Genomic DNA, 25054 nt, shown 5'->3' with positions numbered 1-25054 from the left:
CACAACTCTCCTTACGGCTTCCAGGCTTCGTAATCGCCTGTTGTCTTCGCGCGCTCGGCTTCGGCATTCATTGAGCCCGGCGGAAACTGCGCGTAAGGTGTTCCGCTCATGTTCGGCAGGTGCGGCTTTTCCCAGGCCTTGCGGCGAAGCGGCGCCTCAGACGGCGGCGTGTCATAGGTGTAGTGCATCCAGCCATGCCAGTCGGGCGGAATCTTGGAGGCGTCGGCATAGCCCTTATAGACCACCCAGCGGCGCTTGCGGCCAGCATCATAGGTGTTCTTGGCCGTGCGGTCTTCATAGTAACGATTGCCGAATTCGTCCTCCCCGACCTTACGGCCGCGCTTGCCAATGGTGAACAGGGTGCCAAGCGTGGCGCCATTCCACCACGTGAATGAGGGAGCGAGTAGATTAAGCAACCATTGCATCGTGATATCCTTGCGTGGAGCCAGTCACGGCCCCGAAACCTGCCCATATCTATAGTGAGACGCCCGCCCAAGGTAAAGCGGGCACTGAAAATATTGTCCATCGTCACGCCCTGACCACAGATCAACATATTGTGGATGATTAGCCTTCAGCCCACCAGATTTATTGATGCCTGTTGAAATTAACGCTACATCTGGGGATAAGGCATCATAAACCAAGGATAAAGGCATGTCGTATCTGTCTCCTGCCCTGAGCGCACTCGCCACCCTGCCCGATCTGGAATTGCGTGAGATCGAGCGCGTGAACGGGTTCGCGGAGGTTTTGTGCCCACGCGATCTGACCACAGTCCAGGTTGAAGCCTGGATGGACTGGGCTGATTCGCTGCCGCAAGACCTGCCGGCCGGCGCAGCCGCCTTGTCGGCAAATCCCGAAAATGACGCTTTCGATGGCGCCATGGTCGGCTATGCCCATCGCCTCTCCCAATGGGGACTGCGGCTCGGATATTTCCCCGATGCGAAAACGGCGGCTGAATTCGCCGATATGCTGGGAATGACGCTTGTGGCCGGCTTGGCGGCCCCCGCCATCGGACTTAAGTCCGGGCACCGCGTCCACCCGACCGCCGGCGACAGGCTGCCGGCGGCCGCGGAAACGGCGCCGCTCTTCCTTGATGACCATGCCGGCCGCAACGCCATCAACCAATTGCTGATCGAAGCCCGCGCCAGTGCTCTGGCCGCTGCGACACAGACCCGGCTGGCCCAGGCACTCGATGAGATCACCAGTGCTATCGACCGGTCCGAAGGAGAGCAACGCGCCAGCCTGAAACACAATCCGGCGCTTGCCCGCGCCGCCGCCAGGGCCCGGCGCTTCGGGGCCTCGGATGCCGTGATCGCCCGGCAGATTCAACTCAGCCAGGGCATGGCGCCTGCCGATTGGTCACGCGCGGCGGCGACTGCACAGGTATCCTCCCGTTTCCGGGCAGTGATCGGCGAACGTGACCTTCTCGCCGCCGGTGATCCCTCGGCTGTGCTGGCGGCCGAAACGGCACTGGAAACCGGCGCACTCCATGTTGTTTTTGCTCCGCAGGATGCTGAGGCGGTTGAAGCCCAAAATTATGCGGCCCGCGCGGCGATCAATGTTGAACGTTTCATCTCGGATGACGGCATATTCGCGGTAGACGCCTTTATCGATGCCGTCACCCTTTGGACACAGGCGCTGGATATCGAAGCGGCTGTCGGTTTTTCGGCAACGCTTGATGACAGCCTGCGCCGAGCCGCCACGCGCCCGCTGGCCCTGACCCTGGCGGGACTCGGCGAAGCTATAATGAGCCGCGGGCTCAGCCTTGGCGAACCCGCCGGCGTCGATCTGGCCACCCATATCTTTGCTTTGTTCGAAGCGGCGGCCGTCCATGCATCTGCCTCCCTGGCCGCGCATCTGGCCCCTTATGACAATTTCGCCGTCGACAAGGCGGAGCAGACCGATCGGCTCAGCCAGCGCCTCTACCGGATCACCGCCCTGAAAGGCCAGGCCGAGATGAAGTCCGCGGCGCTGGACCTCACTCAAACCGCGCTCAAATTGACCAAGAAAACCGGCCTGCGTAATGCGCAGGTGACCGCCCTGTTCGATGATGCCGAACTGGCCCTGCGCCTGGGCGCCGGGCTGGGCGACAAGGGTGTCAGCGCGCTTTTGACGGTCATGGAAACCGAGGACGGCGTTTTTGTGCCAACAATCAAACCCTATGTTATCATGGGGTTGAGCACCATTTCTCATAGCTGGGGTGATGTTCGCCAGATCCTGCTTGGCAGCCGTAGCCTGATCGACGCGCCGCATATCAATGTCGCCAGCCTGAAATCAAAGGGCCTGAGTGAATTTGAGATCACTCGTCTGGAAACGGCGCTTCTCACGGCAACTTCATTGGCCGAGGTCTTTTCCGTCCGTCATATCGATGCCGCATTCATCCAGGACATCTGGGGCCTGAGTGAAAGCGATCTCTCAGATCCGGCTTTCAACCTTCTGGCTGTCATGGGTTTTTCAAAACCGGAAATTCAGGAAGCGGATATCCATATCTTCGGTCACAAGGATCCGGAAGCACTCAGACTCTTATCGGACCAGGTATACCAGTTACTGAGCCCTCTTGGCCGCAAGGCGCAAATTCACCTCCGCCAATCCATTGAAAGCCTGATCGACGCGCCCGTGACAACGCCTTTCCGCCTGACCTGGGACCAGGGCGTGGTCGATGTCATGAAAATCTATTCTCTGGCCGCCAGTTCCGGCCTGCGCGCCGTTTCCGTTCATCGGGCTGATCCGCCGCCTGATTTCAAGCTCGATATTCCTGACATCGAGGACGCGCCAAAGCGACCAATCCCTGAACCGGTAATCGAGAAGGCTGCGCCGCGGGTTATTGAAAAAATTGTCGAGCGCGAGCGGTCCCGTACCAAGCTGCCGGATCGTCGAAAAGGCTATATCCAGAAGGCCGGTGTCGGCGGCCATAAGGTCTATATACACACAGGCGAATACGAAGACGGCTCGATCGGTGAAATCTTCATCGACATGCACAAAGAAGGCGCGGCCTTCCGCTCGCTGATGAACAATTTCGCCATCGCCATCTCGATCGGGCTGCAATATGGCGTGCCGCTTGAAGAATTCGTCGACGCCTATGTCTTTACGCGCTTTGAACCGGCCGGTCCGGTCACCGGCAATGACCGTGTGAAGTCGGCGACCTCAATTCTCGACTATATCTTCCGTGAACTGGCGATCTCCTATCTTGACCGCGATGATCTTTCCAACGCCGACCCGGACGAACTGAACGCCGATGGTCTGGGCCAGGGCTATTTCCATGGCGACGCCCTGCCCGAAACAGACGACGTGCCGAGCAATGCCATGCCGGCTTCGCAACTGATCTCGAAAGGCTTTGCACGCGGCACGGCGACCGACAATCTGGTGGTCATACCATTCGGCAATCGCAAAAAGCAGGATGCGGTTAACCCGGCGTTTGAAAAGGATGATGTAGAGGAACGGTAACGGAGGGTATCAACTGGCCCTTCCCTTGCTGGTCTTCCGGCAGTCAGCGCCAAATCAGCGCCAAATCAGCGAAGGTGTCCTTTTATGAAACGTATTGTCCTGGCTTTGCTGGCCTCTTGCTTCATCAGCGCTCCTGCCATGGCGCAGAATGCCGCCCAGGTTTCCAGCGCGCAAAATGGCGCCAACTGTCCGCGCTGCAATCTCTTTCAGGCCGATTTCAATAACCGTACCCTGAAGAACAGGAATTTCGCCGGTGCGCGCCTGCGTCAGTCAGATATGGGGCTTGGCATCTTCAACGGCACGAACTTCGCCGGGGCCGACCTGCGCGACATTAACGGCTCGGCCGCCCTGTTCGGCCGCGTCAATTTCGCCGGCGCCAACCTGACCAATGCCAATTTTGTCGGCGCCTATCTCGAACACGCCAATTTCAAGGGCGCGATCCTGAGTGGCGTAAACTTTTCCGGTGCGGAAATGGGGTCAGCCATCGGCCTGACCCAGCGCCAGCTTGATCAAACCTGCGGCGACGAAGCGACAGAACTGCCGCGCGGCCTCCGTATTCCGGTGTGCGTGGTTCACTAAACTTATGGGGTTTGGGGTCTATGACCCCACAAAACTTTACCTTATTCAAAGAAAAAGCCCTGCCAAATTGGCAGGGCTTTTTCTTTGAAAGAGAAAAATCCTGGGGCCACAGGCCCCAAACCCCATAAGTTAGCCGACCTTGATCGGCATTTGCGTGCGGATATGCAGTTCCTTCAATTGCTTGTCGAGCACATCGGATGGCGCACTCATCATCACGTCCTGACCCTGCTGGTTCAGCGGGAAGGCGATAACTTCGCGGATAGCCGTCTGGCCGGCCAGCAGCATGACGATGCGATCGATGCCCGGCGCCAGGCCACCGTGCGGCGGGGCGCCGTACTTGAAGGCGTTCAACATGCCGCCGAACTGGCTTTCTACGAAGGCTTCGTCATAGCCGGCAATCTCGAATGCCTTCAGCATGATGTCCTGTTTGTGATTCCGGATCGCGCCGGAGCACAACTCATAGCCGTTACAGACGATATCGTACTGGTAGGCCAGGATATCGAGCGGGTCCTTGCTGAGTAGCGCCTCCATCTCGCCCTGCGGCATCGAAAACGGATTGTGCGAGAAATCGACCTTCTTTTCATCCTCGTTATATTCAAACATCGGGAAATCGACGATCCAGCAGAACTTGAACTGGTCTTCGTCCACCAGGTTAAGATCGGTGCCGACCTTGGTGCGCGCCGAACCGGCAAACTTATAGAAAACCTTCGGATCACCGGCCACAAAGAAAGCGGCATCGCCCTGGCCGAGACCAAGCTGCCCCATGACGGCATTGGTGCCTTCCTGGCCGAGATTCTTGGCAATCGGGCCACCCCAGCCACCCTGGTCTTCCGACCAGAAGATATAGCCAAGGCCAGGCTGCCCTTCGCCTTGCGCCCACGAATTCATGCGGTCACAGAAGGCTCTGCTGCCGCCCTTCGGCGCCGGGATGCCCCAGACGGCATTGGCCGGGTTTTCCAGAATACGGGCAAACAGGCCGAAGCCGCCACCGCGGAACTGTTCGGAAACGTCCTGCATCTCAATCGGGTTGCGCAGGTCAGGCTTGTCCGAGCCGTACTTGGCAATAGATTCCCGGTAAGGGATGCGCACAAACGGATAAGCCGAGACGCGCTTGCCCTCACCAAATTCGGTGAAAAGCCCGTGCATCAACGGCTCAATCGCAGCAAAAACATCCTCTTGCGTGACAAAGCTCATCTCAACGTCGAGTTGGTAGAACTCCAGCGAACGGTCGGCGCGCAGGTCTTCATCACGAAAGCACGGCGCGATCTGGAAATAACGGTCGAAACCCGAAACCATCAACAGTTGCTTGAATTGCTGCGGCGCCTGCGGCAGGGCGTAGAACTTGCCGGCATGAAGGCGCGACGGCACCAGGAAGTCGCGCGCGCCTTCCGGCGAAGAGGCCGTCAGGATCGGGGTCTGGTATTCAAGGAAGCCTTGGTCGACCATGCGCTGACGGATGGAATGGATCACCTTCGAGCGCAGGACGATGTTCCTGTGCAGGGTTTCGCGGCGCAGGTCGAGGAAACGGTTCTTCAGGCGGATTTCTTCCGGGTATTCCGGTTCGCCAAAGACCGGCAGCGGCAGTTCGGCGGCTTCGGACAGGACTTCTACCTCACCGACATAGACCTCAACCTCGCCCGTCGGCAGGTTCGGATTGATCGTCGCGGCGTCACGCGCCACCACCTTGCCGTCGATGCGGATCACGCTCTCGGCGCGCAGACGCTCCACCTTGGCAAAGCCTGGCGAAGACGGATCGAAAACAAGCTGAGTCAGGCCATAATGGTCGCGCAGGTCGATGAACAACAGGCCGCCGTGGTCGCGCTTGCGGTGAATCCAGCCCGACAGACGGGTCTGGGTGCCGGCGTCGGAAGCGCGCAGGGCGCCACAGGTATGGGAGCGATAGATATGCATGTGAAAGCCGATGACATAAGGAATTTCGTTGCGCCGTAGGGCACATGATGCGCCAGTAAAGTCAAGCTTTTTGCCACATTTGTCCGGCGCGCCGGGCTGATTTTACTCACAATTCGTCATGGATCGTCCCCGGAATATCTGTCAGGCGGTCATTGTCATCGACAGCCGGCAATTCTACATTAGCCATATGTCCCTGCAACTGCCCCTCGATCTGGAATCCGGCGATCGCTACAGCCGCGACCGCTTCATCGTCACCACGGAACTGGCGGCGACCATGGGCCTTCTGCTGCATCCGGATCAATGGTTGAGCCCGCACCTGATCCTTATGGGACCGCCTGGCAGCGGCAAGACCCATCTGGGACATATTTTCGCGGCGCAGACCCGCGGCCTGTTCCTGACCGCCGCGGAAACGCATGATCTCGATCTGTCAGCCTTTCAGCCGGTGCCGTATGTGGTTGATGATGCCGAACAGGCGTCGGAAGAGGCCCTGTTCCATCTCTTCAACCATGTTCAGAAATCCGGGCAACAGCTTGTTCTGCTGACAGAAAATCAACCCATCGCCTGGGACATAGAGCTTCCGGATCTCGCCAGCCGCCTCAACGCCATGCGGATCATCACCCTGCCCGAACCGGATGAGGATCTGCTGATCGCCATCCTCAACAAGTTGTTCGCCCAGCGGGCCATTTCGCCTTCGCCCGATTTTATCGACTACATTGTCAGGCGAATGGACCGCTCTGTCAGCGCCGCGCAAAAAATTGTCACAGAACTGGAACATTATGCCAATGGACGTGCGTTCAATCGCGCCCTGGCCAAGTCCTTTTTCGATCACGAAACGGATATGTTTGGCGATGAGCCTGTAACGCCGTTCGATAATTTGCGATAATCAGCCAAACCCGGCAGTTTCTTTAAGTTTTTACGCTAAATTGCCGGCAAGGACTGATTCCATTGATGAAGCGACCAATATGACCGATTCGAACCTGGCCCTGGATATGACCTCCGCTCCCGCCGTGACGGAGGGTGGGCCGGTTGCGACCGCCACGGCGCCGGCACCGTTCGATTTCAGCGGTGACGCGCCGCTTGATCCGTCCCTCTACATCAATCGGGAACTGAGCTGGCTGGCTTTCAACCAGCGCGTCATTGAAGAAGCCAAAAACCCGCGCCATCCCCTGCTGGAACGCCTGCGCTTTCTGTCGATTTCCGCCAATAACCTGGATGAATTCTACATGGTGCGCGTCGCTGGCCTGCAGGGTCAGGTGCGCGAGGGTGTGCGCGTGCTTTCGGTCGACGGCCACACGCCGCAGGAACAACTGGAAATGGTCAACCGCGCGGCCGGCGAACTGATGAGCAAGCAGCAGACGATCTGGTCCAGCATCCGCAACCAGCTTCAGGACAATGGCCTGAACCTGCTTTCGGCAAAGGATGTCAACAAGACGGACACGGCCTGGTTGGAAAAGGTCTACGAGAACCAGCTTTTCCCGGTTCTAACGCCGCTGGCCATCGACCCGGCGCATCCCTTCCCGTTCATCCCAAACCTGGGCTTCTCGATCGTCCTCAAGCTGCTGCGCCGCAAGGACAACAAGACCATGTATGCCCTGGTCCCGATCCCGACCGGTGTAAAGCGCTTCTGGGAGGTTGAATCCGCCGTGCGCAAGCCCGGCGATACCGGACCGATCCGCCGCAAGTTCATCTCGCTGGAAAACTTTGTCTCGCTGTTCCTGCATCAGCTTTTCCCCGGTTTCGACATCGTCTCGCGCGGCCTGTTCCGCATTCTGCGGGATTCCGATATCGAAATGGAAGAAGAGGCCGAAGACCTGGTGCGCGAGTTTGAGGCGCTTATCAAACAGCGCCGTCTCGGCTCCGTTGTGCGCGTCGAAATCGATTCAACCATGCCGGATGACCTGCGCAGCTTTATCATCGGTCACCTGCATGCCGCCCCGGAAGATATCGTCAATATCACCGGTATCCTGGGCATGGCCGAGGTGTCGCAGCTCATTCCGCGCGACCGCAATGATCTGAAGTTCAAACCTTTTGAACCGCGTTTCCCGGAACGTATCCGTGACAATGGCGGCGATGTCTTTGGCGCCATCCGCGAAAAGGACATTCTCGTCCACCATCCGTTTGAATCTTTCGACGCCGTGGTGCAGTTCCTGCGCCAGGCCGCGCGCGATCCGAATGTCATCGCCATCAAGCAGACCCTTTACCGTACATCAAAGGACAGCCCGATTGTGGCCGCGCTGATCGAGGCCGCCGAGCAGGGCAAGAATGTCACCGCCCTCGTCGAGATCAAGGCGCGCTTTGACGAAGAAGCCAATCTGCGCTGGGCGCGCGCCATGGAACGCGCCGGCGTCCACGTCGTCTATGGGTTCGTCGAGTACAAGACCCACGCCAAGCTGTCGGTGGTCGTCCGCCGCGAAGGCGAAGCCTTACGCACCTACTGCCACTTCGGCACCGGCAATTATCACCCGATCACAGCCAAGATATACACTGATCTCAGCCTTTTCACCACCAATCCGGAACTGGGCCGCGACGCCATGCGCGTCTTCAATTTCATCACCGGCTATGCCCGCCCTGAAATGATGGAGAAGCTGTATTTCTCGCCCGTCACCTTAAAACCCGGCTTGATCCACCTGATAGATCAGGAAATTCTCAATGCCCAGGCGGGTAAACCAGCCCAGATATGGGCGAAGCTCAATGCCCTGGTCGATCCGACCATCATCAAAAAACTTTATCAGGCCAGCCAGGCCGGCGTTCAGATCGATCTCGTCATTCGGGGTATCTGCTGCCTGCGTCCCGGCGTGCCCGGCGTTTCGGAAAACATTCGCGTCAAGTCGATTGTCGGCCGCTTCCTCGAACATGCGCGCATCGTCTGTTTCGCCAATGGCCATGCCCTGCCGTCCGATCAGGCGCGCGTCTTCATTTCCAGCGCCGACTGGATGAGCCGTAATCTTGACCGCCGCGTTGAAACCCTGATCCCGATCGAAAACCCAACGGTTCATCGCCAGGTGCTCGACCAGATCATGGTCGCCAATCTTAATGACGAAGCCCAGACCTGGTTCCTGCAAACGAACGGCACCTATAGCCGGCTCGATGCCAGCCACCTCGACAAGCCCTTCTCCGCCCACGACTATTTCATGACCAATCCGTCGCTTTCCGGCCGCGGTCGTGGTGTCAAGGATCTGCCGCAAGCTTTCGACCACGTCGGCGCGCGCAAATAGTCCACTCACAATGAAGTCAGTCGCGCAAACGTTCAGGGGCTGGTAAAAGCCCCCTAAACGGGCTAGCGAAGTCTTGTCTCGGCGTAAAATGCGGGAAACGGATATCTTGAATTACAATACCGCAGTCATCGATATCGGCTCGAATTCCGTTCGTCTGGTCATATACCGCGTTGAAGGGCGTTCCATATGGCCCATCTTCAACGAGAAGGTGCTGGCGGGCCTGGGCCGCGAACTGAAAGTGACTGGCAGTCTGCACAAGGGCGGGATGCAGGAAAGCCTGGTCGCGCTGCGCCGTTTCAAGGCCATTCTGGAATCCTACGACCTGAAAGATGTCCATGTCGTCGCTACGGCCGCCATTCGTGAAGCCGTTGATGGACCTGACTTTACCGCCACAATTCTGGACACAACGGGCTTTGAGGTCCGGGTGCTCAGCGGCGCCGAAGAGGCACACTACTCCGCCATGGGCGTCAAGTGCGGCCATCTCGATGCCGAAGGTGTGGTCGGCGATCTCGGCGGCTCCAGCCTCGAACTTGTCAATCTCAGCAGTGAAAATGAACAGGGCCTGCGCGGAATCACGCTGCCGCTTGGCCCCTTTGCGCTCGGCGCGCCCAGGCCCGTCGATTTAGATGCCACTTACAGGATTGTTCGGGATCGCCTGGAGCCTCTGCAGGGCCGCTTTTCCAGCCGGCAGTTTCATGCCGTAGGCGGCGCCTGGCGTAATCTGGCCCTGATCTGGATGCAAAAGCAGAACTATCCGCTGCAAGTCATTCAACAATTTGAATTACCGGCGCGTGAGGCATTGTCTATCGCCCGCCTGATAGCCAGTCAGTCGCCGTCATCGCTGGAAAAGCTGCCGGGTGTATCGAAGCGACGTCTGGAAAATATCGCCTATGCCGCCCTTGTAATGCAGGGGCTGATCGAGGTCTTGCACTTCGAGACCTTGTGCTTTTCCGCCTTCGGCCTGCGCGAGGGGCTGCTGTTCGAGGCGCTCGAAGCGCCCTTGAGGGCCGATGATCCGCTGATTGCCGGCTGCGCCTCCCTCGGCCATCGGCTCGGCATCAATGACGATCTCGGTCCGGCACTGGCACAATGGGCGACCGAATTCTACGACAGTATCGACGAGGCCATCATCGAGCGCCCCGCTGTCCGGCTGATCCGCGCGGCGGCGAAACTGTCTGACATCGGCGCCCGACTGCACCCGGATCACCGCGCCGACCTCGCCTGTGATCAGGTGCTGCGCGCGCCCATTCCCGGCCAGAACCATCAGGAACGCGTCTTCCTCGCCTGCACGATCTATACGCGCTACAGCGGCGATCCTTACACCAAGGAGCCCGTTCTGATCAGCCGCATACTGGGCGAAGACATGCTCAGGCAGGCGACCCAACTGGGGCTACTCCTGCGTCTCGGTTGCGATCTTTCTGCCAAATCCGCCGAATTGCTGAGCCACGCCCATATTCGCAAGGACGAACGAAGCCTGACCTTAAGCGCCAAATCGGGTTGGGAAGACCTGCTTCTGGGCGAACAAACGCGCCGGCGTGCCCGTGCTCTGGCCCAGTCGCTCAAGCTGAATCTCAATATTATCACCTATTAGGCTTGCCAGTTCCGCGTTTCAGGCGTTTTCTGTATTCACCATTTACAGGAGGCGGCCATGAAATATGTCGCAGTTCCAGTATTCTGCGTATCCCTGCTGTCACTGTCCGCCGAGGCGGAGCCCCTGCCACCTGATATCGCCCAGGCATACCAGGCGGCCGGCATGGTGATGAAAAACGGCCAGTGGACGGGCTGCCCGGACGATGAAAACGGCCTGGCCACCATTGCCCCCGAAGACTACCGCGATATAAACGGCGACGGCATAGCCGACCTCGTCATTACCGACAACGGCACCTATTGCTACGGCATGACCGGTCAGGGTTTCAGCCTGCTCAGCAAGGCGTCGGGCAAGTGGCAGGTCATCTATGCCAGCGAAGGCATCCCCACCTTCCTGCCCACAAAGCAGAAGACGCCGGGCGGCTGGCCGGACGTCATGATCGGCGGTCCGGGCTTCTGCTTCCCGGTTATGCGCTGGAACGGCAAGACCTATGTGCTGAACCGCAAGGAAGCCGACAGCGGCGGAAGCTGCTAATCCAGTTCCACCAATTCCACCTTGGTGCCGTTGAGAACCAGAGCCAGTTCGCCGCGTTTCAGACGCAGAGCGTCATCGCCAAAGACGTTCCGGCGCCAGCCTTCCAATGCCGGCACCTGCGCCTTGTCATCCAGCGCAATCTTTTCCAGATCGGCCACGGTGGCGATCAGCTTCGGCGCCACGCCCTCTTCTTCACAGCGGATACGCAGCAGCACCTTCAGCAGTTCGACAACTGAAGCCGGCACCTGAACCGGCGGCGCCGATTTCTCGACCTTAGGCGCGAAGGCTTCCGGATTTTTCAGGGCGTTGCGAATAATTTCCGCCAGATCCAGCCCGAACTTCGAGGCGCCGAAGCCCTTTGAGGTCGAGCGGAGATGATCAAACGCCGCCGCATCGGTCGGCAACTGAGTGGCGATCTCGTCTATGCCCTCATCTTTCAGGATGCGGCCGCGCGGCATGTCGCGTTCCTGCGCCATGCGTTCCCGCCAGGCGGCGACCTGCGAAAAGACCGCCATGTACTTGACCGAATGCTTCCGGGGCTTGAGCCGGCGCCAGGCATCGTCCGGATTGGTGGAATAAAGACCGGGCGCCGTCAGCGCCTTCATTTCCTCCGACACCCAGTCCAGGCGCCCCTGACGCTCCAGACGGTCACGCAATTTGGGAAACAGCTTGGCCAGGTGGGTAACATCCCCCAGGGCATAATTCAGTTGATGATCACTCAAGGGCCGGCGCGCCCAGTCCGTAAAGCGTGAACCCTTGTCGATATCGATCTTCAGTTTTTGCCGGACCAGCGAATCATAAGCCACCTGGTCGCCATAACCTGCCGCCATCGCCGCGACCTGCGTATCGAATACGGGCCTGGGCATCACGCCCAGATTAACGAAGATTTCCATATCCTGACGGCAGGCATGAAACACCTTCAATACGCTTTCATCGGCCAAAACATCGAGAAAAGGCTTTAAATCCAGTCCGTTGGCCAAAGGGTCGATAATGGCTTCATGTTCCTCGCTGGCCGCCTGGATCAGGCAGAGCTTCGGCCAGTAGGTCGTCTCGCGCATGAATTCGGTGTCAACCGTAATGAACGGGGCGGATTTTATCGCATCACAAAAGGCGATCAGGTCATTGGTATTTGTAATTGGCGTCATTTTGTAGTTATAGCAAACCCGAATAGCCCCGATACAGGGCAAAGTGATCACAGGAATTTATTTATGTCCGAACCCGGCTCAAAATCTGGCTTAACCTATGCAGCGTCCGGAGTCGATATCGACGCGGGCGAAGCCCTGGTGGATGCCATCAAGCCGCTGGCCAAATCGACCCGTCGCCCCGGTGCGGAAGCTTCGCTCGGCGGCTTTGGCGCCCTGTTCGACCTGCGCGCCGCCGGTTATGACGATCCCCTGATCGTCACCACGACCGATGGCGTCGGTACCAAGCTCAAGATCGCCATCGAGACCCATCGCCACGATACCGTCGGCATCGATCTTGTCGCCATGTGTGTCAATGACCTGCTGGCCCAGGGTGCGGAACCGCTGATGTTCCTCGACTACTATGCCACCTCGAAGCTCGACGTGGATACCGCCAAGCGCGTCGTCTCTGGTATTGCCGAGGGCTGCAAGCGTGCCGGTTGCGCGCTGGTCGGTGGTGAAACCGCGGAAATGCCCGGCATGTACGGCAATGACGATTACGATCTGGCCGGCTTCTCGGTCGGCGCCGTCGATCGCCACAAGGTCTTGCCGCGCATGGACGACATGCGCGACGGCGATATCATCATCGGCCTGGCTTCCTCCGGCCCGCACTCCAACGGCTATTCCCTGATCCGCAAGGTGATCGAAATCTCCGGCCTGTCCTGGGCATCGGATGCGCCGTTCGCCAAGGGCATGTCGCTGGCCCAGGCCCTGCTGGAACCGACCCGCATCTATATCAAGACGGTCCTGCCGCTGATGAAGGCCGGCCTGGTCAAGGGCGGCGCCCACATCACCGGCGGCGGCCTGATCGAGAATCCTGATCGCGCCGTGCCGGATCACCTGACCGCCACCTTCGATTTTGATGGCTGGGAATTCCCGCCCGTCTTCAAGTGGCTGATGGAAACCGGTAATATCGACAGGCATGAAATGCTGCGCACCTTCAATTGCGGCGTCGGCTTCGTGCTCTATGTCGCGCCGAAGGATGCCGATGCAGTCCTGGCCGCTCTGCTCAACGCCGGCGAGGATGCCTTTATTGTCGGTCAACTGGCAGCAAAGTGATGCGCAAGATTAAGGCGGCCATTTTTATCTCCGGCCGCGGTTCCAACATGATGGCGCTGGTCGAGGCGGCGAAAGCGCCGGATTTTCCGGCCGAGTTCGTGCTGGTCGTTTCCAATGATCCACACGCCAGCGGCCTGGAATGGGCCGCGGCGCATGGACTGAAAACCTTTGCCCTCGATCACAAGCCATACGGCAAGGACCGCGAGGCCCATGAACGATTGATCGATGCTGAACTGCGTGGCAATGGCGTCGAATTTATCTGCCTGGCCGGCTATATGCGCGTGCTGACGCCTTGGCTCGTGCAGCAATGGGAAGGGAAGATGATCAATATCCACCCTGCCCTGTTGCCCGATTTCAAGGGCCTGCACACCCACGAACGCGCACTGGAAGCCGGTGTGATCGAACATGGTGCCACGGTTCACTGGGTATCCAGCGGCGTGGATGAGGGCGAAATCATCGCCCAGGCCCGCGTACCTGTACTCGAAGGCGATACCGCCGACATGCTGGCCACACGCGTGCTGGCTGAGGAACATCGGCTCTATGCCCAGGCCGTGCGCCAGGTTCTCGCGGAAAAGTTCCTTACAAAAATGTAATCCGGGCGGTTACACGGCAACAATAGCAACCATGCTATGATCCTACTTTACATGGTCTGGGCTTTTGATGATCCGTACAGCTATCCTTGTCTTTCTGGCGATGTTTGCCCTGACCTCCGGACGCGCCACCGCCGAAGAGGGGCTGTGGACATTCGACAATTTCCCTCTAGCCAGGGTCAATGCCACCTACGGCACGAAGCTTGATCAAAAGTGGCTTGACCATCTTCAGGGCGCCAGTGTTCGCCTGACTTCCGGCTGTTCGGGCGCTATCGTCTCAGGCGAAGGATTGATCTTCACCAATCACCATTGCATCATGGAATGTGCGCAGGACCTGTCTGATCGGGAGCAGGATTATGTTACTGATGGCTACATGGCAGCGCGAGCGGACGAACGCACGTGCCCCGGCCTGATGGCCGAAATTCTGACCTCGGTCACGGACTACACGAAAGAGATCAACGCAGCGACGGCCGGTCTGACCGGTGACGCCTTTGTCCGCGCGCAATCTGCGGCCGCTACTGGCATCGAGAAAAAAGCCTGTGATGACGATACCAGGATGCACTGCGAAATCGTACCGCTCTATCAAGGCGGTCAGTACAGGCTCTACAAATACCGCAAGTATTCCGATGTACGCCTTGTTTTTGCACCGGAATTCCAGGCGGCATTCTTTGGCGGCGATCCGGATAATTTCAACTTTCCGCGCTATGCGCTCGATATCGGTTTTCTGCGTATTTATGAAAATGATGCCCCGGTCAGAACACCCGATCACCTGACCTGGAATACCGATACACCGCGAGAGGGCGATCCGGTTTTTGTCGCCGGCAATCCCGGCACGACAAAACGCCTGATGACCGCCGCGCAACTGGAAACCCTGCGTGATGTGGTTTATCCGCCAGTGCAGATGATGAAATCGGAACTGCGGGGCCGGTTGATCACCTTCGCCGGGCAGGACGAGGAAAACCGGCGCATCAGCCAGGATGCGGTCTTTGGCGTCGAGAACGGCTTCAAGGCCATGGGCGCTGAATGGCAGGCGCTGCGCGATCCGGCCATGATCGCCGCCAAACGCCAGGAGGAAGCCTACCTCAAATCAACCCTGTCCGGTTCATTTGCCACGGAAATCGGCGATCCGTGGGCCGAGATCGCCGAGGCGCAAAAGGCATATACGGAACTCTTTCTGCCTTATAATTTCCTTGAAAATACGCCCTACAGCTCCACCCTGCTCAACTATGCCCGCGAACTGGTGCGCGGCGCCGCCGAACGTCAGAAACCTTCCGCGGAACGCCTGCCGGAATATGCCGACTCGCGCCTGCCGGCGATCGAGCGCGATCTCTTCGCCAATGCGCAGGTCCAGAAGCCGCTCGAACAGCTTTACCTGGAATTTCGCCTGTCAAAAGCGCGGGAGTATATGGGTACAGACGCCCCGCAAACGCAGATACTGTTGGGAAAATCCTCCCCCGAGCAACTGGCAGCATTTCTGGTGGAAAACACCGGACTGGATAATGTCGATACCCGCAAAGCCCTGTGGGAGGGCGGCATGACGGCGATCAAGGCATCAAACGACCCGATGATTCAATACGCCCTGCGCATCGATCCGGCATCGCGCGACATTCGCCGGGCGTATGAAAACCGGGTTGCCGGTCCCACGCGTATCGCGGCGGAAAAGATCGCGCGTGTGCGCTTCAGGGCCTATGGCACGAACACCTATCCCGACGCGACCTGGTCGCTGCGCCTCTCCTATGGGCGTATTCAGGGCTGGAACTGGCGCGGCACGACGGTCACCCCCTTCACCTATATGAAGGGGATCTATGACCGGGCCACCGGCAAGGCGCCTTATCAATTACCGCAATCGTTTATCGAGGCGCGCGGCAAATTCGATGGCAATACGGTGATGGATTTCGTCACCACCAATGACATTGTCGGCGGCAATTCCGGTTCGCCGGCGGTTAATGCCCAGGGCGAAATCATCGGTGCGGTATTCGATGGCAATATTCATAGCCTGGGCGGCGCGTATTTTTATGACTCAGGGATTAACCGGGCGGTGGTGGTATCGACGGCCGCTGTCAGTGTGGCTCTGGACAAGGTTTACGATAATCAGGCGCTGTTGGCGGAATTGCGGACAAACTAATGGGGGGTGGGGTCCGTGCCCCTAAGTCTTATCTCTTTCAAAGAAAAAAGCCCGGTCAATCGACCGGGCTTTTTTCTTTGATAAGGCAAGGTTTGTGGGGGCACAGCCCCCACGCCCCATAGGCTTAACCCACAATCTGGTCTTCGGTGAAGAACTGGGCGATTTCGATCGCAGCGTTTTCGTCCGAATCCGAACCGTGGACCGAGTTTTCACCGATCGACAGGGCAAACAGCTTGCGCAGGGTGCCTTCAGCGGCCTGTTCCGGGTTGGTGGCACCCATGACTTCGCGGTACTTCGGCACGGCGTTATCGGCTTCCAGAACCTGGACGACGACCGGCTCGGCGGTCATCTGAGCAACCAGTTCACCGAAGAAAGGACGTTCCTTGTGGACGCCGTAGAACTGCTCGGCTTGCGCCTGGGTCAGCTTCACGCGACGCTGAGCGACGATGCGCAGGCCGGCCGCTTCGATGACGGCGTTGATCGCGCCGGTCAGGTTGCGGCGGGTGGCGTCGGGCTTGATGATCGAGAAGGTACGGGACATAGGAAATCCATTTTGTGTTGGTATTTAAAGTTGGCTGGCTTATAGCGACACCCGATGCATTCGCCAACCCGTATTTTCTAAAGTTTTTAAGTCAATGTTGCAGATTACCAACCTGGTCTATGACGCCTATGGCCGTCGCTTTTTTGATGGCGCCAACCTGACCCTGACGCCGGGCACCAAGGCGGGATTGGTCGGTCTGAACGGCGTTGGTAAATCGACCCTGTTCGGCCTCATCCTTGGCAAATCTCAACCCGGCGGCGGTGAAATCACCACGCCGAAATCATGGCGTATCGCCAGCGTCGATCAGGAAATCGCCGCCTCGCCCAAACACCTGATCGACGAGGTTCTGGACCTTGACGTGCGCCGCCGCGACCTGCTGCTGGCGCTGGAAACGGCCGATCCGATGCACCAGGCGGAAATCCACCACGATCTCTACGCCATCGGCGCCGACCGCGCCCCGGCCAAGGCGGCGGAAATCCTTTCGGGCCTTGGCTTTTCGAATGCCGATCTGACCCGGCCGATTTCTGACTTTTCCGGCGGCTGGCGGATGCGCGCCGCCCTGGCCGGCGCCCTGCTGGCGGAGCCCGACCTGCTGCTGCTGGACGAACCGACCAACTATCTCGATCTCGAAGGCGCCCTGTGGCTGGAAGCGCGCCTGAAGCGCTACCCCAATGCCGCCTTGATGATTTCGCACGACCGCGACCTGCTCAATGAATCGGTCGATGCCATCGTCCATGTGGTCGGCCAGCGCTTAGATTATTACAGCGGCAATTACGACAATTACGAGCGTATGCGCGCCGAGAAGGCCCGCCTGAATGCCGCCAATGCCGCCAAGCAGGAAGCCGAGCGCGCCCACCTGCAAGCCTTTGTCGATCGCTTCCGCGCCAAGGCATCCAAGGCGTCGCAAGCGCAATCGCGCATGAAGAAGCTGGAAAAGCTGCCGCCCATTTCCGCCTCCATTGAAGACCGGGTGGCGCCATTCATGTTACCGTCGCCGGAAAAGCAACTCTCGCCGCCCATTCTGCGCCTGGAAGATGCCAGTGTCGGTTATGGTGATACCGTCATATTGCGTCACATGAATATTCGTCTCGATCCCGATGATCGGATTGGCGTTTTGGGCGTCAATGGTGCCGGTAAATCGACCTTCGCCAAACTGCTGGCCGGCGCTCTCACCGAAAGTCACGGCACGCAATGGCGTGACCGCCGCATGACCGTGGCCTGGTTTCACCAACACCAGATCGAAGCCATGGACCCGGAAGATACGCCGCTGGAAATGATTCGTCGCGCCCGGCCGGACGAAACCGAGGCCAAACGCCGTTCGCGCCTCGGTTCCTTCGGGATGACAGCCACCAAGGTCGAGACCAAGGTCAAGGATCTCAGTGGCGGCGAACGCGCCCGCCTGCTGCTCAACATGGTGGCGATGGATGCGCCGCACCTGCTGATCCTCGACGAACCGACCAACCACCTGGATATCGACAGCCGTCGCGCCCTGCTCGATGCGCTCAATGACTATGAAGGCGCCGTCCTGATCATCACCCATGACCGTTCGCTGGTCGAACTGGTGGCCGACAAGCTGTGGCTGGTCAATGATGGCAATGTGAAAACCTATACCGGCACCATGGACGACTACGCCAAACTGGTGATCGAACGCGCCAAGACGGCGACGCGCGAAGAAGCTCAGGCCGCGGCCAAGGAGAAACCGGTCAACGTCAATACCAAGGAAGCGCGGAAGGCCGCCGCAGCCGCGCGCAATGCCATCGCGCCCCTGAAGAAGAAGGCCGACGACCTGGAGCGTCAGATAGAGGTGACCAGCAACCAAATCAAGCTGCTCGATCTCAAGCTGGGGGATGCTGACCTCTATGCGAAAAATCAGGCCCTGGCCATAAACCTCAGTAAAGACAAAGCAAAACTGGAGGAAAAGATGGTCGCGCTGGAAGCCGAATGGATGACAGCCGCGGAAATCTACGAAACGGCCAGACTTGAAGCCGGCGTTTAACGCGGAATGGTAAAATTGACCTTCAGGCCGCCCATGTCGGATGGCTCAAGCCAGATTTCACCGCCATGGGCCATAATGATCTTGCGCGCCAAAGTCAGCCCCATCCCGACACCGGGATAGACCTCATCCGTATGCAGTTTGCGCAACGGGCGAAAAACATCGTCATAGAACAGCGGATCGATGCCGATTCCGTTGTCCGAGATGCTGAACTCCCAGAAATCAGCCGTTTTTTCGCAACGAATACGGATATCGGGCGCCTGATCAGGCTTGCGGAACTTGATGGCATTATCCAGCAGCGCGAAGAATACCGTGTGCATCTGCTGGGCATCGGCCATCACTTCCGGCATCCGCGGATAGTTGAAATGCCCTTTGGTCGCATCCAGTTGTGACTGCAACTGCATGTAGCAACGCGCCACCACAATTTCGAGCTCAACCAGTGAGCGGCTGCGCGGCACCGTGTTCAGGCGTGAAAAGGCCAGAAGCCCCTGGATCATTTCCCCGAGTTTCTGGCCGCTTTCGATAATGAGGTCGAGATGAAGCTGATCCTCCGCCTTTTCGACAACTGGCAGGCTCTCCTTCAGCAGTTGAGAAAATGCCACCATCGACCGGACCGGACCGGCGAGATCGTGAGATACGATATAGGCAAAATCCTTGAATTCTTCGGCGGGATCGGCGGGAGCAGTCATGGTAATGTGTCGCGGTTCCTGCATGGCACGTCCTCCTTATGCGTCTATATTCTGGGAAGGCACGCAGGCCAGAAGGAAAAAAAACTGTTCTATCAGCGAAATAGCTTCACGGAATTTCGCCAGGTCGACGGGTTTGATGACATAGGCATTGGCATAAAGCTGGTAGCTTTTCAGTATATTGCTACCGGCGCCCGAATTCGACATCACGATCACGGGAATATGTTTGAAGCGCGGGTCGCTCTTGATACGGCTTAGAACCTCAACGCCGCTCATTTTCGGCAGACCAAGATCCAGCATGATCAGGTCAGGCATCCGTTTACCGCGATAGTCCCCCTCCTGCGCCAGCATGGCCAGAGCCATTTCTCCGGTAGAGGCGACCGTCAGGTTGGATTCGACGCGCGATTCCCTGAAGGCGTGAGCTGCCAGCAGGGCATCGCCGCGGTTATCGTCAACCAGCAGTATCTCCGCCGGCCTTCCCTCACCTATGAGCTTTTTATCCATGCATTCAAGACCCGATCGTTTGGGTGGGTATGGACGACGGGCCGCCCCGCAATACCGTCGATTCGTCTCTTTACTTATACTCAGGGTAGCATCACCCGGATCACAGACCAACGGAAATACCACATCAAAAACGCTAAATCGTGGTTACCCGCATTTAACCGATTCAATAATACCGGTCTCGCTGCTGAAAACGATTGTCTGGCGGTCCGAGCGGTATTCCTGCGTCACAATACAGCTCGAACAGACAACCCGGCGCTTGCCCGGATCGAGCGGCACCGGAATTTCCGTGCGCGGCTTACCCACCAGGTATTGCAGGGCGGCCGCGCCGCACTGATCCTCAAGCATGGGCTTGTAAACGGGTTTTGGCGGCGGCGCTGGGTGGCTCACTACCGGCGGATGATAAACGGGCGCAGGCGCAGGCTGACGTGTTGGAGCCACAGGCGTTTCCGGCGCCGATGTGCATGAAGACAGGCCCATGAAAAACAAGGCAAAAAGAGCACCGCATTCATGTAATTTCTTCATTGCATCTTCTCCCAGCGACCTTGTGCGTTCTGTTTCCAATAGGCGAGATCGGCGCCCTCGCCTTTCAATCGTTTCCACTGTTGCCGCGCCCAACCGAGATGGTCTTCGTCACCGCCTTCAAAGACAACCAGACATCTCTGCAAGACAGACACATCCGGAAAATCCACCGGTGCGACCGAGACATAAACATCTGGCATATTGACCATATCACCCGATGTCCCGAGCAGGACCGGCTGCCGCGGCGCCAGTTCATTTCCTTCCCGGCCATGCGCCAGGAAGGAAGCCGGGCTATAGGCCCACAGATGGCCATTCAAGACCTCAATCTTGTCATCGTCATGACCATGAACATAGGCCCGCCACCCTTTTTGCACGACCTTTTCCAACAGGTCCGGCAAAACCTGAGGCAAGGGTGTTTTTTCCAGATGGTAGAACCAGATGTCCGGCATGAGACCTATTGCTCGTAAAAGCGCTCGACGAGTTGATTAAGCGTCCGGACGCCAAATCCGGTCGCCCCTTCCGGCACGGTCGGAATGCGCTGCTCATTGGTCCAGGCAACAGGGGCGATATCCATGTGCGCCCATGGCACGTTATTGACGAAGCGCTGCAAAAACAACGCGGCGGTGATCGATCCGGCGGGACGGCCGCCAATATTACGGATATCGGCAATCTTGGAATCGATCTGCTTTTCATATTGCGGCGGCAAGGGCATTCGCCAGGTGTTTTCACCCGCGGCTTTCGACGCTTCACCGATTCTCTCAGCCAGTTCGTCGTTGTTACTGAAAACACCGGCATAATCCATGCCAAGCGCAATGATCATAGCGCCGGTCAGGGTCGCCAGATCAATCATGAACTGAGGCTTGAAACGGTCCTGGCAATACCACAGGGCATCGGCCAGCACGAGCCGCCCCTCAGCGTCGGTATTGATCACCTCGATCGTGGTGCCGGACATCGCCTTGACCACATCGCCGGGGCGCTGGGCATTGCCATCCGGCATGTTTTCCACCAGGCCGATGATGCCGACGGCATTGACCTTGGCCTTGCGGCTGGCAAGCGCGATCATGGCGCCGACCACGGCCGCGGAACCGCCCATGTCCCACTTCATGTCTTCCATGCCTTCGGCCGGCTTGATCGAAATGCCGCCGGTATCGAAGGTCACGCCCTTACCGACAAAGGCGACGGGCTGGGCCTTGCCCGCGCCCTGCCATTGCATGATCACCAGTTTCGATTCCTTGCGGCTGCCGAGGCCGACGCCGAGCAGAGAGTGCATCCCCAGCTTTTCCATTTCCGCCACGCCCAGGACCTCAACCTGAAGTCCAGTCGTTTCCAGTGCCTTGACGCGATCAGCATAGGATTGCGGATAGAGCACATTGGCCGGTTCCGACACCAGGTCGCGGGCGAACAGAATGCCGTCACGCAAGGCCGCCAAGGGTTCAAACGCCGCCTCCACCGCCTTGATATCGTCGCAGACAAGGGTGATTTTTTTCAGCGTCGGCGCCTTGTCCAGCTTGGCTTGACCGAAATACTTATCGAAGCGGTAAGAGGCCAGATGGAAGGCCAGCAGCGCCCGCGCCACTAGATTCGGCGCATACCCTGTCAGGTCAAAGCTCAGCCCCTCAAAACCGGCGCCCTTGACCGCATGATAGAGGCTGGCGGCAATGGTCTCCATACCGGCATCGTCAAGCTTGGCAAGATCGCCGCCACCGGTTACCGCCAGGGCCGCGGCGTCCGTGCCGGCTGGGCGGCTAAGCAGTTGCGTCTTGCCACGGGCCGCCTTGAATCCCAGGGCGGTAAGGGAGGCTTTTACGTCTTCCGCCGCCTCTGGAGCCAGCCTGGAAAAACCGGCGCTGACACCTTCGCCTTCGCCCAGAATGAGCGCCAGGCAGGTTTTGGCGGCAGGTGCGGTGGCGAGTGAGATGGCAGGTTGCGGCATGAATTCCTCCGAAGTAGTGGCCGTCCTGAAACGGCGGCAGTCTTAAGCCCTATGCCTCTTTTTGCCGGCTGACAGAAGTGTTTTCTGCAACTTTTTTGTTACCGGATTTCACGGCGAACGCCGGCCGCGTCTGAGGTTTATTCCCGCTTTCACAGGCGGACTGTACATAAGTGTTCAATTTTTTTGCACGGCACCATGCAACAGCTTGTAATTAACTCGGTAAGCCGTCAAAAGGGGATGCGAACACGGCATCCGACGAGTTAACCTGAAATATGCGCACACTTGACCGCTACATATTCCGCCAACTGATCTTGCCGGTTGGCGGCGCGGTGGCGGCACTGACGGCCATTGCCCTGCTCAGCCAGTCCCTGACCCAGTTCGACCTTGTGGTCGAGCGCGGCCAGAATGCCTGGACCTTCATCAAGATCACCCTGCTGTCCATGCCGCAGCTCGCCGGGCTGATATTCCCCATCGCCCTGTTCGTCGGCACGCTTGTGGCCCTAACGCGGATGCAGGGTGAGCATGAATTCACCGCGGCCTATGCCAGCGGCATGTCGCTTATGCGGGTGGCCTATCCCATTCTGCGCATCGCCATCTATTTCACCCTCATCAGTCTTATGGTGAACCTGTTCATCCAGCCCCTGACCAATCGCGCGATGCGACAGGCGCTTTTCGATGTCAAAAACGACCTGATCTCCAGCCTGGTCAGGGAAGGTGACTTCTCCACCTCCGAATCGGGCCTGACCATCTATGTGCAGAAGATCGACCAGAACGGTTTGCTGCGGCAGATATTTATCCGGACCGACGAACCGGACGGCAAGGACCAGACCTTCGCCGCGCGTGAAGGTCGCATCAAGAAAATCGACGGCAGTTCCATTCTGATCATGCGCGATGGCTCAAACCAGCAACTGGCCGGCAAGGGCGTGCTCGATCACCTGACCTGGGATGAATACAGCTTCGACATCACATCCTACTTCACCAGCGACGACTATCTGCAATACAAGGAAGGCGACCGCTACATGCACGAACTGGCCTTCCCCATCCGTTATGATTACGAAAAGACCGTCTTGCAGAAATATTACGCCGAGGCCAATGCGCGAATCGCCAACCCGCTCTATAATCTGGCCTTCGTCATGCTGGCCATTGTCAGCGTGCTGGGGGGCCGCTTCAGCCGCAACGGCTATGCCCAAAGGATCGCCATCGCCGCAGCCGCGGCAGCCGGCACCCGGATATTCGGGGTGGTGGTAGAGACGGCCAGCGCTTCAGCCTGGATAATCAACATCCTGCAATATGTTGTGCCCCTTATTCCCGTTTTCCTGTGCTGGCGCCAGATTCGCAGACATGACGGCCTGACGCCCGGCCTGCGTCCCCGCGCGGTCCAGGCCAAAACGGCCCTGCGGCCATTGTAGGGGAAATGCCATGAACCTGAGCCGCCCCGAATTTCTCGACAATCTCGCTTATCTCAATCCGTGGCGTAAAAGCCGCCTTGAGACCTATATCCTCCAGACCTGCATCCAGGCGTTCCTGTCGGCGCTGATGATCGTCGCAGCGCTGATTTTCCTGATTGAATATGTCAGCATTTCCAAGACTCTGGGCGCCAAGGCCGATGTTTCCGGCCTCTCGGTCATCGGTCTGATGCTGGAAAAGTCACCGGGTTCGATCCTGGTGCTTTTGCCGTTCGCCTTTCTGTTCGGCGCCCTGTTCGCCTTTGTGAACCTCAATCGCCGGAGTGAACTGATCGCCATGCGTGCCGCCGGCGTTTCAGCCTGGCGCTTCATCCTGCCCGCCACTGTCATGGCTTTTGCCTTCGGTCTGTTGACCATCGGCGTATTGAATCCGGTCGCATCCAAGCTGAATGACCATTACGAACGCGTCACCGCGAGCCTCGGAGAGACAGACGCGCCCGTTCAGGGGTCGTCAAATGGCGCCGTTTATCTGCGTCAGGGCGATGGCCGTCAGCAGATCGTCATCCGCGCCGCCAGCCAGGACAGCAAGGTTATAGGTCACCTGCTGGGCGTTACCTTCTGGATTTACGATATCGACGCCAGGCAGGTGCCGGTATTTCGCAAGCGGATTGACGCCCAGGAAGCCACTTTGCGCCCGGGTTACTGGCAATTGCGCAATGCCCAGGAGGCGACCGTGACCGGTCCACCAACCGCGCCGTATGATGTGCTGACCATGCCGTCAAATCTGGACCCGCAAAAGGCTTTCAAAAAATACGCCTCGACCCAGAGCGTCCCTTTCTGGCGTCTTCCGGGGCTGATTCACCAGAATCGTGTCTCAGGCTTTTCGACAGCGCTTTACGAACTGAAACTCCATCAGCTTCTTTCGACCCCACTGATGTTTGCGGCGATGACAGCGCTGGGCGCAGTGTTCAGCCTGCGCCTGATGCGCCTTGGCGGAATGACAGGCCTGGTTATTTCCGGCATCAGCCTTGGTTTCGTCATTTTCTTCGTCAACCAGTTGTTTTCCAGCATGGGCAAGGCCGGCGTGATCCCCCTGTTTCTGGCGGGCTGGTCACCGGCCATTCTGGCCATGCTGGCTGCCATGACCCTGATCGTTTACACAGAGGACGGTTAAACAGGCTAGTCTTCCCGGTGTGATTCGATTTGTCTCATGGGACATGTCTTTTTCGTCGGTTTCTCCGCCGGCTAT

General features: G+C 58.4%; 21 protein-coding genes. 12 read left to right on the top strand and 9 right to left on the bottom strand.

The genetic code is table 11. The features are described from left to right. Window positions 1-11 precede the first annotated feature (11 nt). Window positions 12-425 (bottom strand): NADH:ubiquinone oxidoreductase subunit NDUFA12, encoded by a 414-nt coding sequence (locus BLO49_RS00545; protein WP_090642905.1) that lies wholly within the window; start codon window positions 423-425, stop codon window positions 12-14. Between the two features lie 226 nt (window positions 426-651). Here BLO49_RS00545 and BLO49_RS00540 point away from each other — a divergent pair, with 226 nt between their 5' ends. Then, entirely contained in the window at window positions 652-3441 is a 2790-nt protein-coding gene (locus tag BLO49_RS00540) for a TSCPD domain-containing protein (RefSeq protein WP_090642902.1), read from the top strand. Window positions 3442-3525: 84 nt separating this feature from the next. Then, window positions 3526-4020, top strand: coding sequence for a pentapeptide repeat-containing protein (locus BLO49_RS00535; protein WP_090642900.1), 495 nt, complete (start codon window positions 3526-3528; stop codon window positions 4018-4020). 129 nt (window positions 4021-4149) lie between these two features. Here BLO49_RS00535 and aspS read toward each other — a convergent pair whose 3' ends face one another. Next, entirely contained in the window at window positions 4150-5931 is a 1782-nt protein-coding gene (gene aspS, locus BLO49_RS00530) for an aspartate--tRNA ligase (protein ID WP_090642897.1), read from the bottom strand. A 118-nt stretch (window positions 5932-6049) separates the two neighbouring features. Here aspS and BLO49_RS00525 point away from each other — a divergent pair, with 118 nt between their 5' ends. The 4 genes from BLO49_RS00525 (at window position 6050) to BLO49_RS00510 (ending at window position 11268) form a co-directional block, all read left to right on the top strand. After that, window positions 6050-6814, top strand: a complete 765-nt coding sequence (locus BLO49_RS00525) for a P-loop NTPase family protein (protein WP_245678806.1) — start codon at window positions 6050-6052, stop codon at window positions 6812-6814. Between the two features lie 79 nt (window positions 6815-6893). After that, entirely contained in the window at window positions 6894-9146 is a 2253-nt protein-coding gene (locus BLO49_RS00520; RefSeq protein ID WP_090642895.1) for an RNA degradosome polyphosphate kinase, read from the top strand. Between the two features lie 88 nt (window positions 9147-9234). Next, window positions 9235-10737 (top strand): Ppx/GppA phosphatase family protein, encoded by a 1503-nt coding sequence (locus BLO49_RS00515; protein WP_170828230.1) that lies wholly within the window; start codon window positions 9235-9237, stop codon window positions 10735-10737. 57 nt (window positions 10738-10794) lie between these two features. After that, window positions 10795-11268 carry a hypothetical protein gene (locus tag BLO49_RS00510; RefSeq protein WP_090642892.1) on the top strand — a complete coding sequence of 158 codons (474 nt, stop codon included), beginning with the start codon at window positions 10795-10797 and terminating at the stop codon, window positions 11266-11268. Here the strand turns inward: BLO49_RS00510 and rnd are convergent. After that, on the bottom strand, window positions 11265-12413 hold the full coding sequence (rnd, locus tag BLO49_RS00505) for a ribonuclease D (RefSeq protein WP_090642889.1): 1149 nt from the start codon (window positions 12411-12413) through the stop codon (window positions 11265-11267). The two genes, BLO49_RS00510 and rnd, sit on opposite strands and share 4 nt — an antisense overlap. A gap of 63 nt (window positions 12414-12476) precedes the next feature. On the opposite strand from rnd, the gene purM reads away from it, so the two are divergent. From purM to BLO49_RS00490, 3 genes are all read left to right on the top strand, one after another. Next, a complete protein-coding gene (gene purM, locus BLO49_RS00500) occupies window positions 12477-13508 on the top strand; it encodes a phosphoribosylformylglycinamidine cyclo-ligase (protein WP_090642887.1) in 1032 nt (343 codons plus the stop codon). Continuing rightward, the gene (gene purN / locus BLO49_RS00495) at window positions 13508-14101 is read left to right on the top strand and encodes a phosphoribosylglycinamide formyltransferase (RefSeq protein WP_170828153.1); all 594 of its coding nucleotides are present in this window, start codon (window positions 13508-13510) and stop codon (window positions 14099-14101) included. Before purM ends, purN begins: the two co-directional genes overlap by 1 nt. A gap of 67 nt (window positions 14102-14168) precedes the next feature. Continuing rightward, window positions 14169-16223, top strand: a complete 2055-nt coding sequence (locus tag BLO49_RS00490) for a S46 family peptidase (RefSeq protein ID WP_090642881.1) — start codon at window positions 14169-14171, stop codon at window positions 16221-16223. Between the two features lie 124 nt (window positions 16224-16347). Here BLO49_RS00490 and ndk read toward each other — a convergent pair whose 3' ends face one another. Further along, window positions 16348-16764, bottom strand: coding sequence for a nucleoside-diphosphate kinase (ndk, locus tag BLO49_RS00485; RefSeq protein WP_090642879.1), 417 nt, complete (start codon window positions 16762-16764; stop codon window positions 16348-16350). A 94-nt stretch (window positions 16765-16858) separates the two neighbouring features. Between ndk and BLO49_RS00480 the strand changes: the two genes are divergently transcribed. Further along, window positions 16859-18760 (top strand): ABC-F family ATP-binding cassette domain-containing protein, encoded by a 1902-nt coding sequence (locus BLO49_RS00480; protein ID WP_090642876.1) that lies wholly within the window; start codon window positions 16859-16861, stop codon window positions 18758-18760. On the opposite strand, the gene BLO49_RS00475 is transcribed toward BLO49_RS00480, so the two are convergent. The 5 genes from BLO49_RS00475 to BLO49_RS00455 all read right to left on the bottom strand — a co-directional run bounded on the left by BLO49_RS00475 (window position 18757) and on the right by BLO49_RS00455 (window position 22399). After that, a complete protein-coding gene (locus tag BLO49_RS00475; protein ID WP_245678805.1) occupies window positions 18757-19470 on the bottom strand; it encodes a sensor histidine kinase in 714 nt (237 codons plus the stop codon). The two genes, BLO49_RS00480 and BLO49_RS00475, sit on opposite strands and share 4 nt — an antisense overlap. Window positions 19471-19482: 12 nt before the next feature. Continuing rightward, window positions 19483-19947 (bottom strand): response regulator, encoded by a 465-nt coding sequence (locus BLO49_RS00470; RefSeq protein WP_090642874.1) that lies wholly within the window; start codon window positions 19945-19947, stop codon window positions 19483-19485. Between the two features lie 144 nt (window positions 19948-20091). Continuing rightward, complete coding sequence (locus BLO49_RS18295) at window positions 20092-20385, bottom strand: proteinase inhibitor i78 (protein WP_245678804.1); 294 nt, start codon at window positions 20383-20385, stop codon at window positions 20092-20094. A gap of 80 nt (window positions 20386-20465) precedes the next feature. Beyond that, complete coding sequence (locus BLO49_RS00460; protein WP_090642868.1) at window positions 20466-20915, bottom strand: DNA polymerase III subunit chi; 450 nt, start codon at window positions 20913-20915, stop codon at window positions 20466-20468. A 5-nt stretch (window positions 20916-20920) separates the two neighbouring features. Beyond that, window positions 20921-22399 (bottom strand): leucyl aminopeptidase, encoded by a 1479-nt coding sequence (locus BLO49_RS00455; RefSeq protein WP_090642866.1) that lies wholly within the window; start codon window positions 22397-22399, stop codon window positions 20921-20923. Between the two features lie 272 nt (window positions 22400-22671). Here BLO49_RS00455 and BLO49_RS00450 point away from each other — a divergent pair, with 272 nt between their 5' ends. After that, on the top strand, window positions 22672-23808 hold the full coding sequence (locus BLO49_RS00450) for an LptF/LptG family permease (RefSeq protein ID WP_090642863.1): 1137 nt from the start codon (window positions 22672-22674) through the stop codon (window positions 23806-23808). A gap of 10 nt (window positions 23809-23818) precedes the next feature. After that, window positions 23819-24979, top strand: a complete 1161-nt coding sequence (lptG, locus tag BLO49_RS00445) for an LPS export ABC transporter permease LptG (RefSeq protein WP_090642861.1) — start codon at window positions 23819-23821, stop codon at window positions 24977-24979. Window positions 24980-25054 lie beyond the last annotated feature (75 nt).

The sequence above is a fragment of the Asticcacaulis taihuensis genome, from assembly GCF_900100255.1.
Taxonomy (GTDB): Bacteria; Pseudomonadota; Alphaproteobacteria; order Caulobacterales; family Caulobacteraceae; genus Asticcacaulis; species Asticcacaulis taihuensis.
Note: the sequence above shows the minus strand (reverse complement) of the source record. Positions and strands in the feature narration are given on the sequence as shown.

Excerpts from the sequence above, each read along its gene's own strand:
- BLO49_RS00535 (WP_090642900.1), top strand. The coding sequence starts at position 3,526 with ATGAAACGTATTGTCCTGGCTTTGCTGGCCTCTTGCTTCATCAGCGCT.
- BLO49_RS00520 (WP_090642895.1), top strand. The coding sequence starts at position 6,894 with ATGACCGATTCGAACCTGGCCCTGGATATGACCTCCGCTCCCGCCGTG.
- aspS (WP_090642897.1), bottom strand. The coding sequence starts at position 5,931 with ATGCATATCTATCGCTCCCATACCTGTGGCGCCCTGCGCGCTTCCGAC.
- BLO49_RS00540 (WP_090642902.1), top strand. The coding sequence starts at position 652 with ATGTCGTATCTGTCTCCTGCCCTGAGCGCACTCGCCACCCTGCCCGAT.
- ndk (WP_090642879.1), bottom strand. The coding sequence starts at position 16,764 with ATGTCCCGTACCTTCTCGATCATCAAGCCCGACGCCACCCGCCGCAAC.
- BLO49_RS00515 (WP_170828230.1), top strand. The coding sequence starts at position 9,235 with ATGCGGGAAACGGATATCTTGAATTACAATACCGCAGTCATCGATATC.
- rnd (WP_090642889.1), bottom strand. The coding sequence starts at position 12,413 with ATGACGCCAATTACAAATACCAATGACCTGATCGCCTTTTGTGATGCG.
- BLO49_RS00490 (WP_090642881.1), top strand. The coding sequence starts at position 14,169 with ATGATCCGTACAGCTATCCTTGTCTTTCTGGCGATGTTTGCCCTGACC.
- BLO49_RS00455 (WP_090642866.1), bottom strand. The coding sequence starts at position 22,399 with ATGCCGCAACCTGCCATCTCACTCGCCACCGCACCTGCCGCCAAAACC.
- BLO49_RS00470 (WP_090642874.1), bottom strand. The coding sequence starts at position 19,947 with ATGGATAAAAAGCTCATAGGTGAGGGAAGGCCGGCGGAGATACTGCTG.
- BLO49_RS00475 (WP_245678805.1), bottom strand. The coding sequence starts at position 19,470 with ATGCAGGAACCGCGACACATTACCATGACTGCTCCCGCCGATCCCGCC.
- purN (WP_170828153.1), top strand. The coding sequence starts at position 13,508 with ATGCGCAAGATTAAGGCGGCCATTTTTATCTCCGGCCGCGGTTCCAAC.
- lptG (WP_090642861.1), top strand. The coding sequence starts at position 23,819 with ATGAACCTGAGCCGCCCCGAATTTCTCGACAATCTCGCTTATCTCAAT.
- BLO49_RS00480 (WP_090642876.1), top strand. The coding sequence starts at position 16,859 with ATGTTGCAGATTACCAACCTGGTCTATGACGCCTATGGCCGTCGCTTT.
- BLO49_RS00460 (WP_090642868.1), bottom strand. The coding sequence starts at position 20,915 with ATGCCGGACATCTGGTTCTACCATCTGGAAAAAACACCCTTGCCTCAG.
- BLO49_RS00545 (WP_090642905.1), bottom strand. The coding sequence starts at position 425 with ATGCAATGGTTGCTTAATCTACTCGCTCCCTCATTCACGTGGTGGAAT.
- BLO49_RS00510 (WP_090642892.1), top strand. The coding sequence starts at position 10,795 with ATGAAATATGTCGCAGTTCCAGTATTCTGCGTATCCCTGCTGTCACTG.
- BLO49_RS00450 (WP_090642863.1), top strand. The coding sequence starts at position 22,672 with ATGCGCACACTTGACCGCTACATATTCCGCCAACTGATCTTGCCGGTT.
- BLO49_RS00525 (WP_245678806.1), top strand. The coding sequence starts at position 6,050 with ATGGATCGTCCCCGGAATATCTGTCAGGCGGTCATTGTCATCGACAGC.
- purM (WP_090642887.1), top strand. The coding sequence starts at position 12,477 with ATGTCCGAACCCGGCTCAAAATCTGGCTTAACCTATGCAGCGTCCGGA.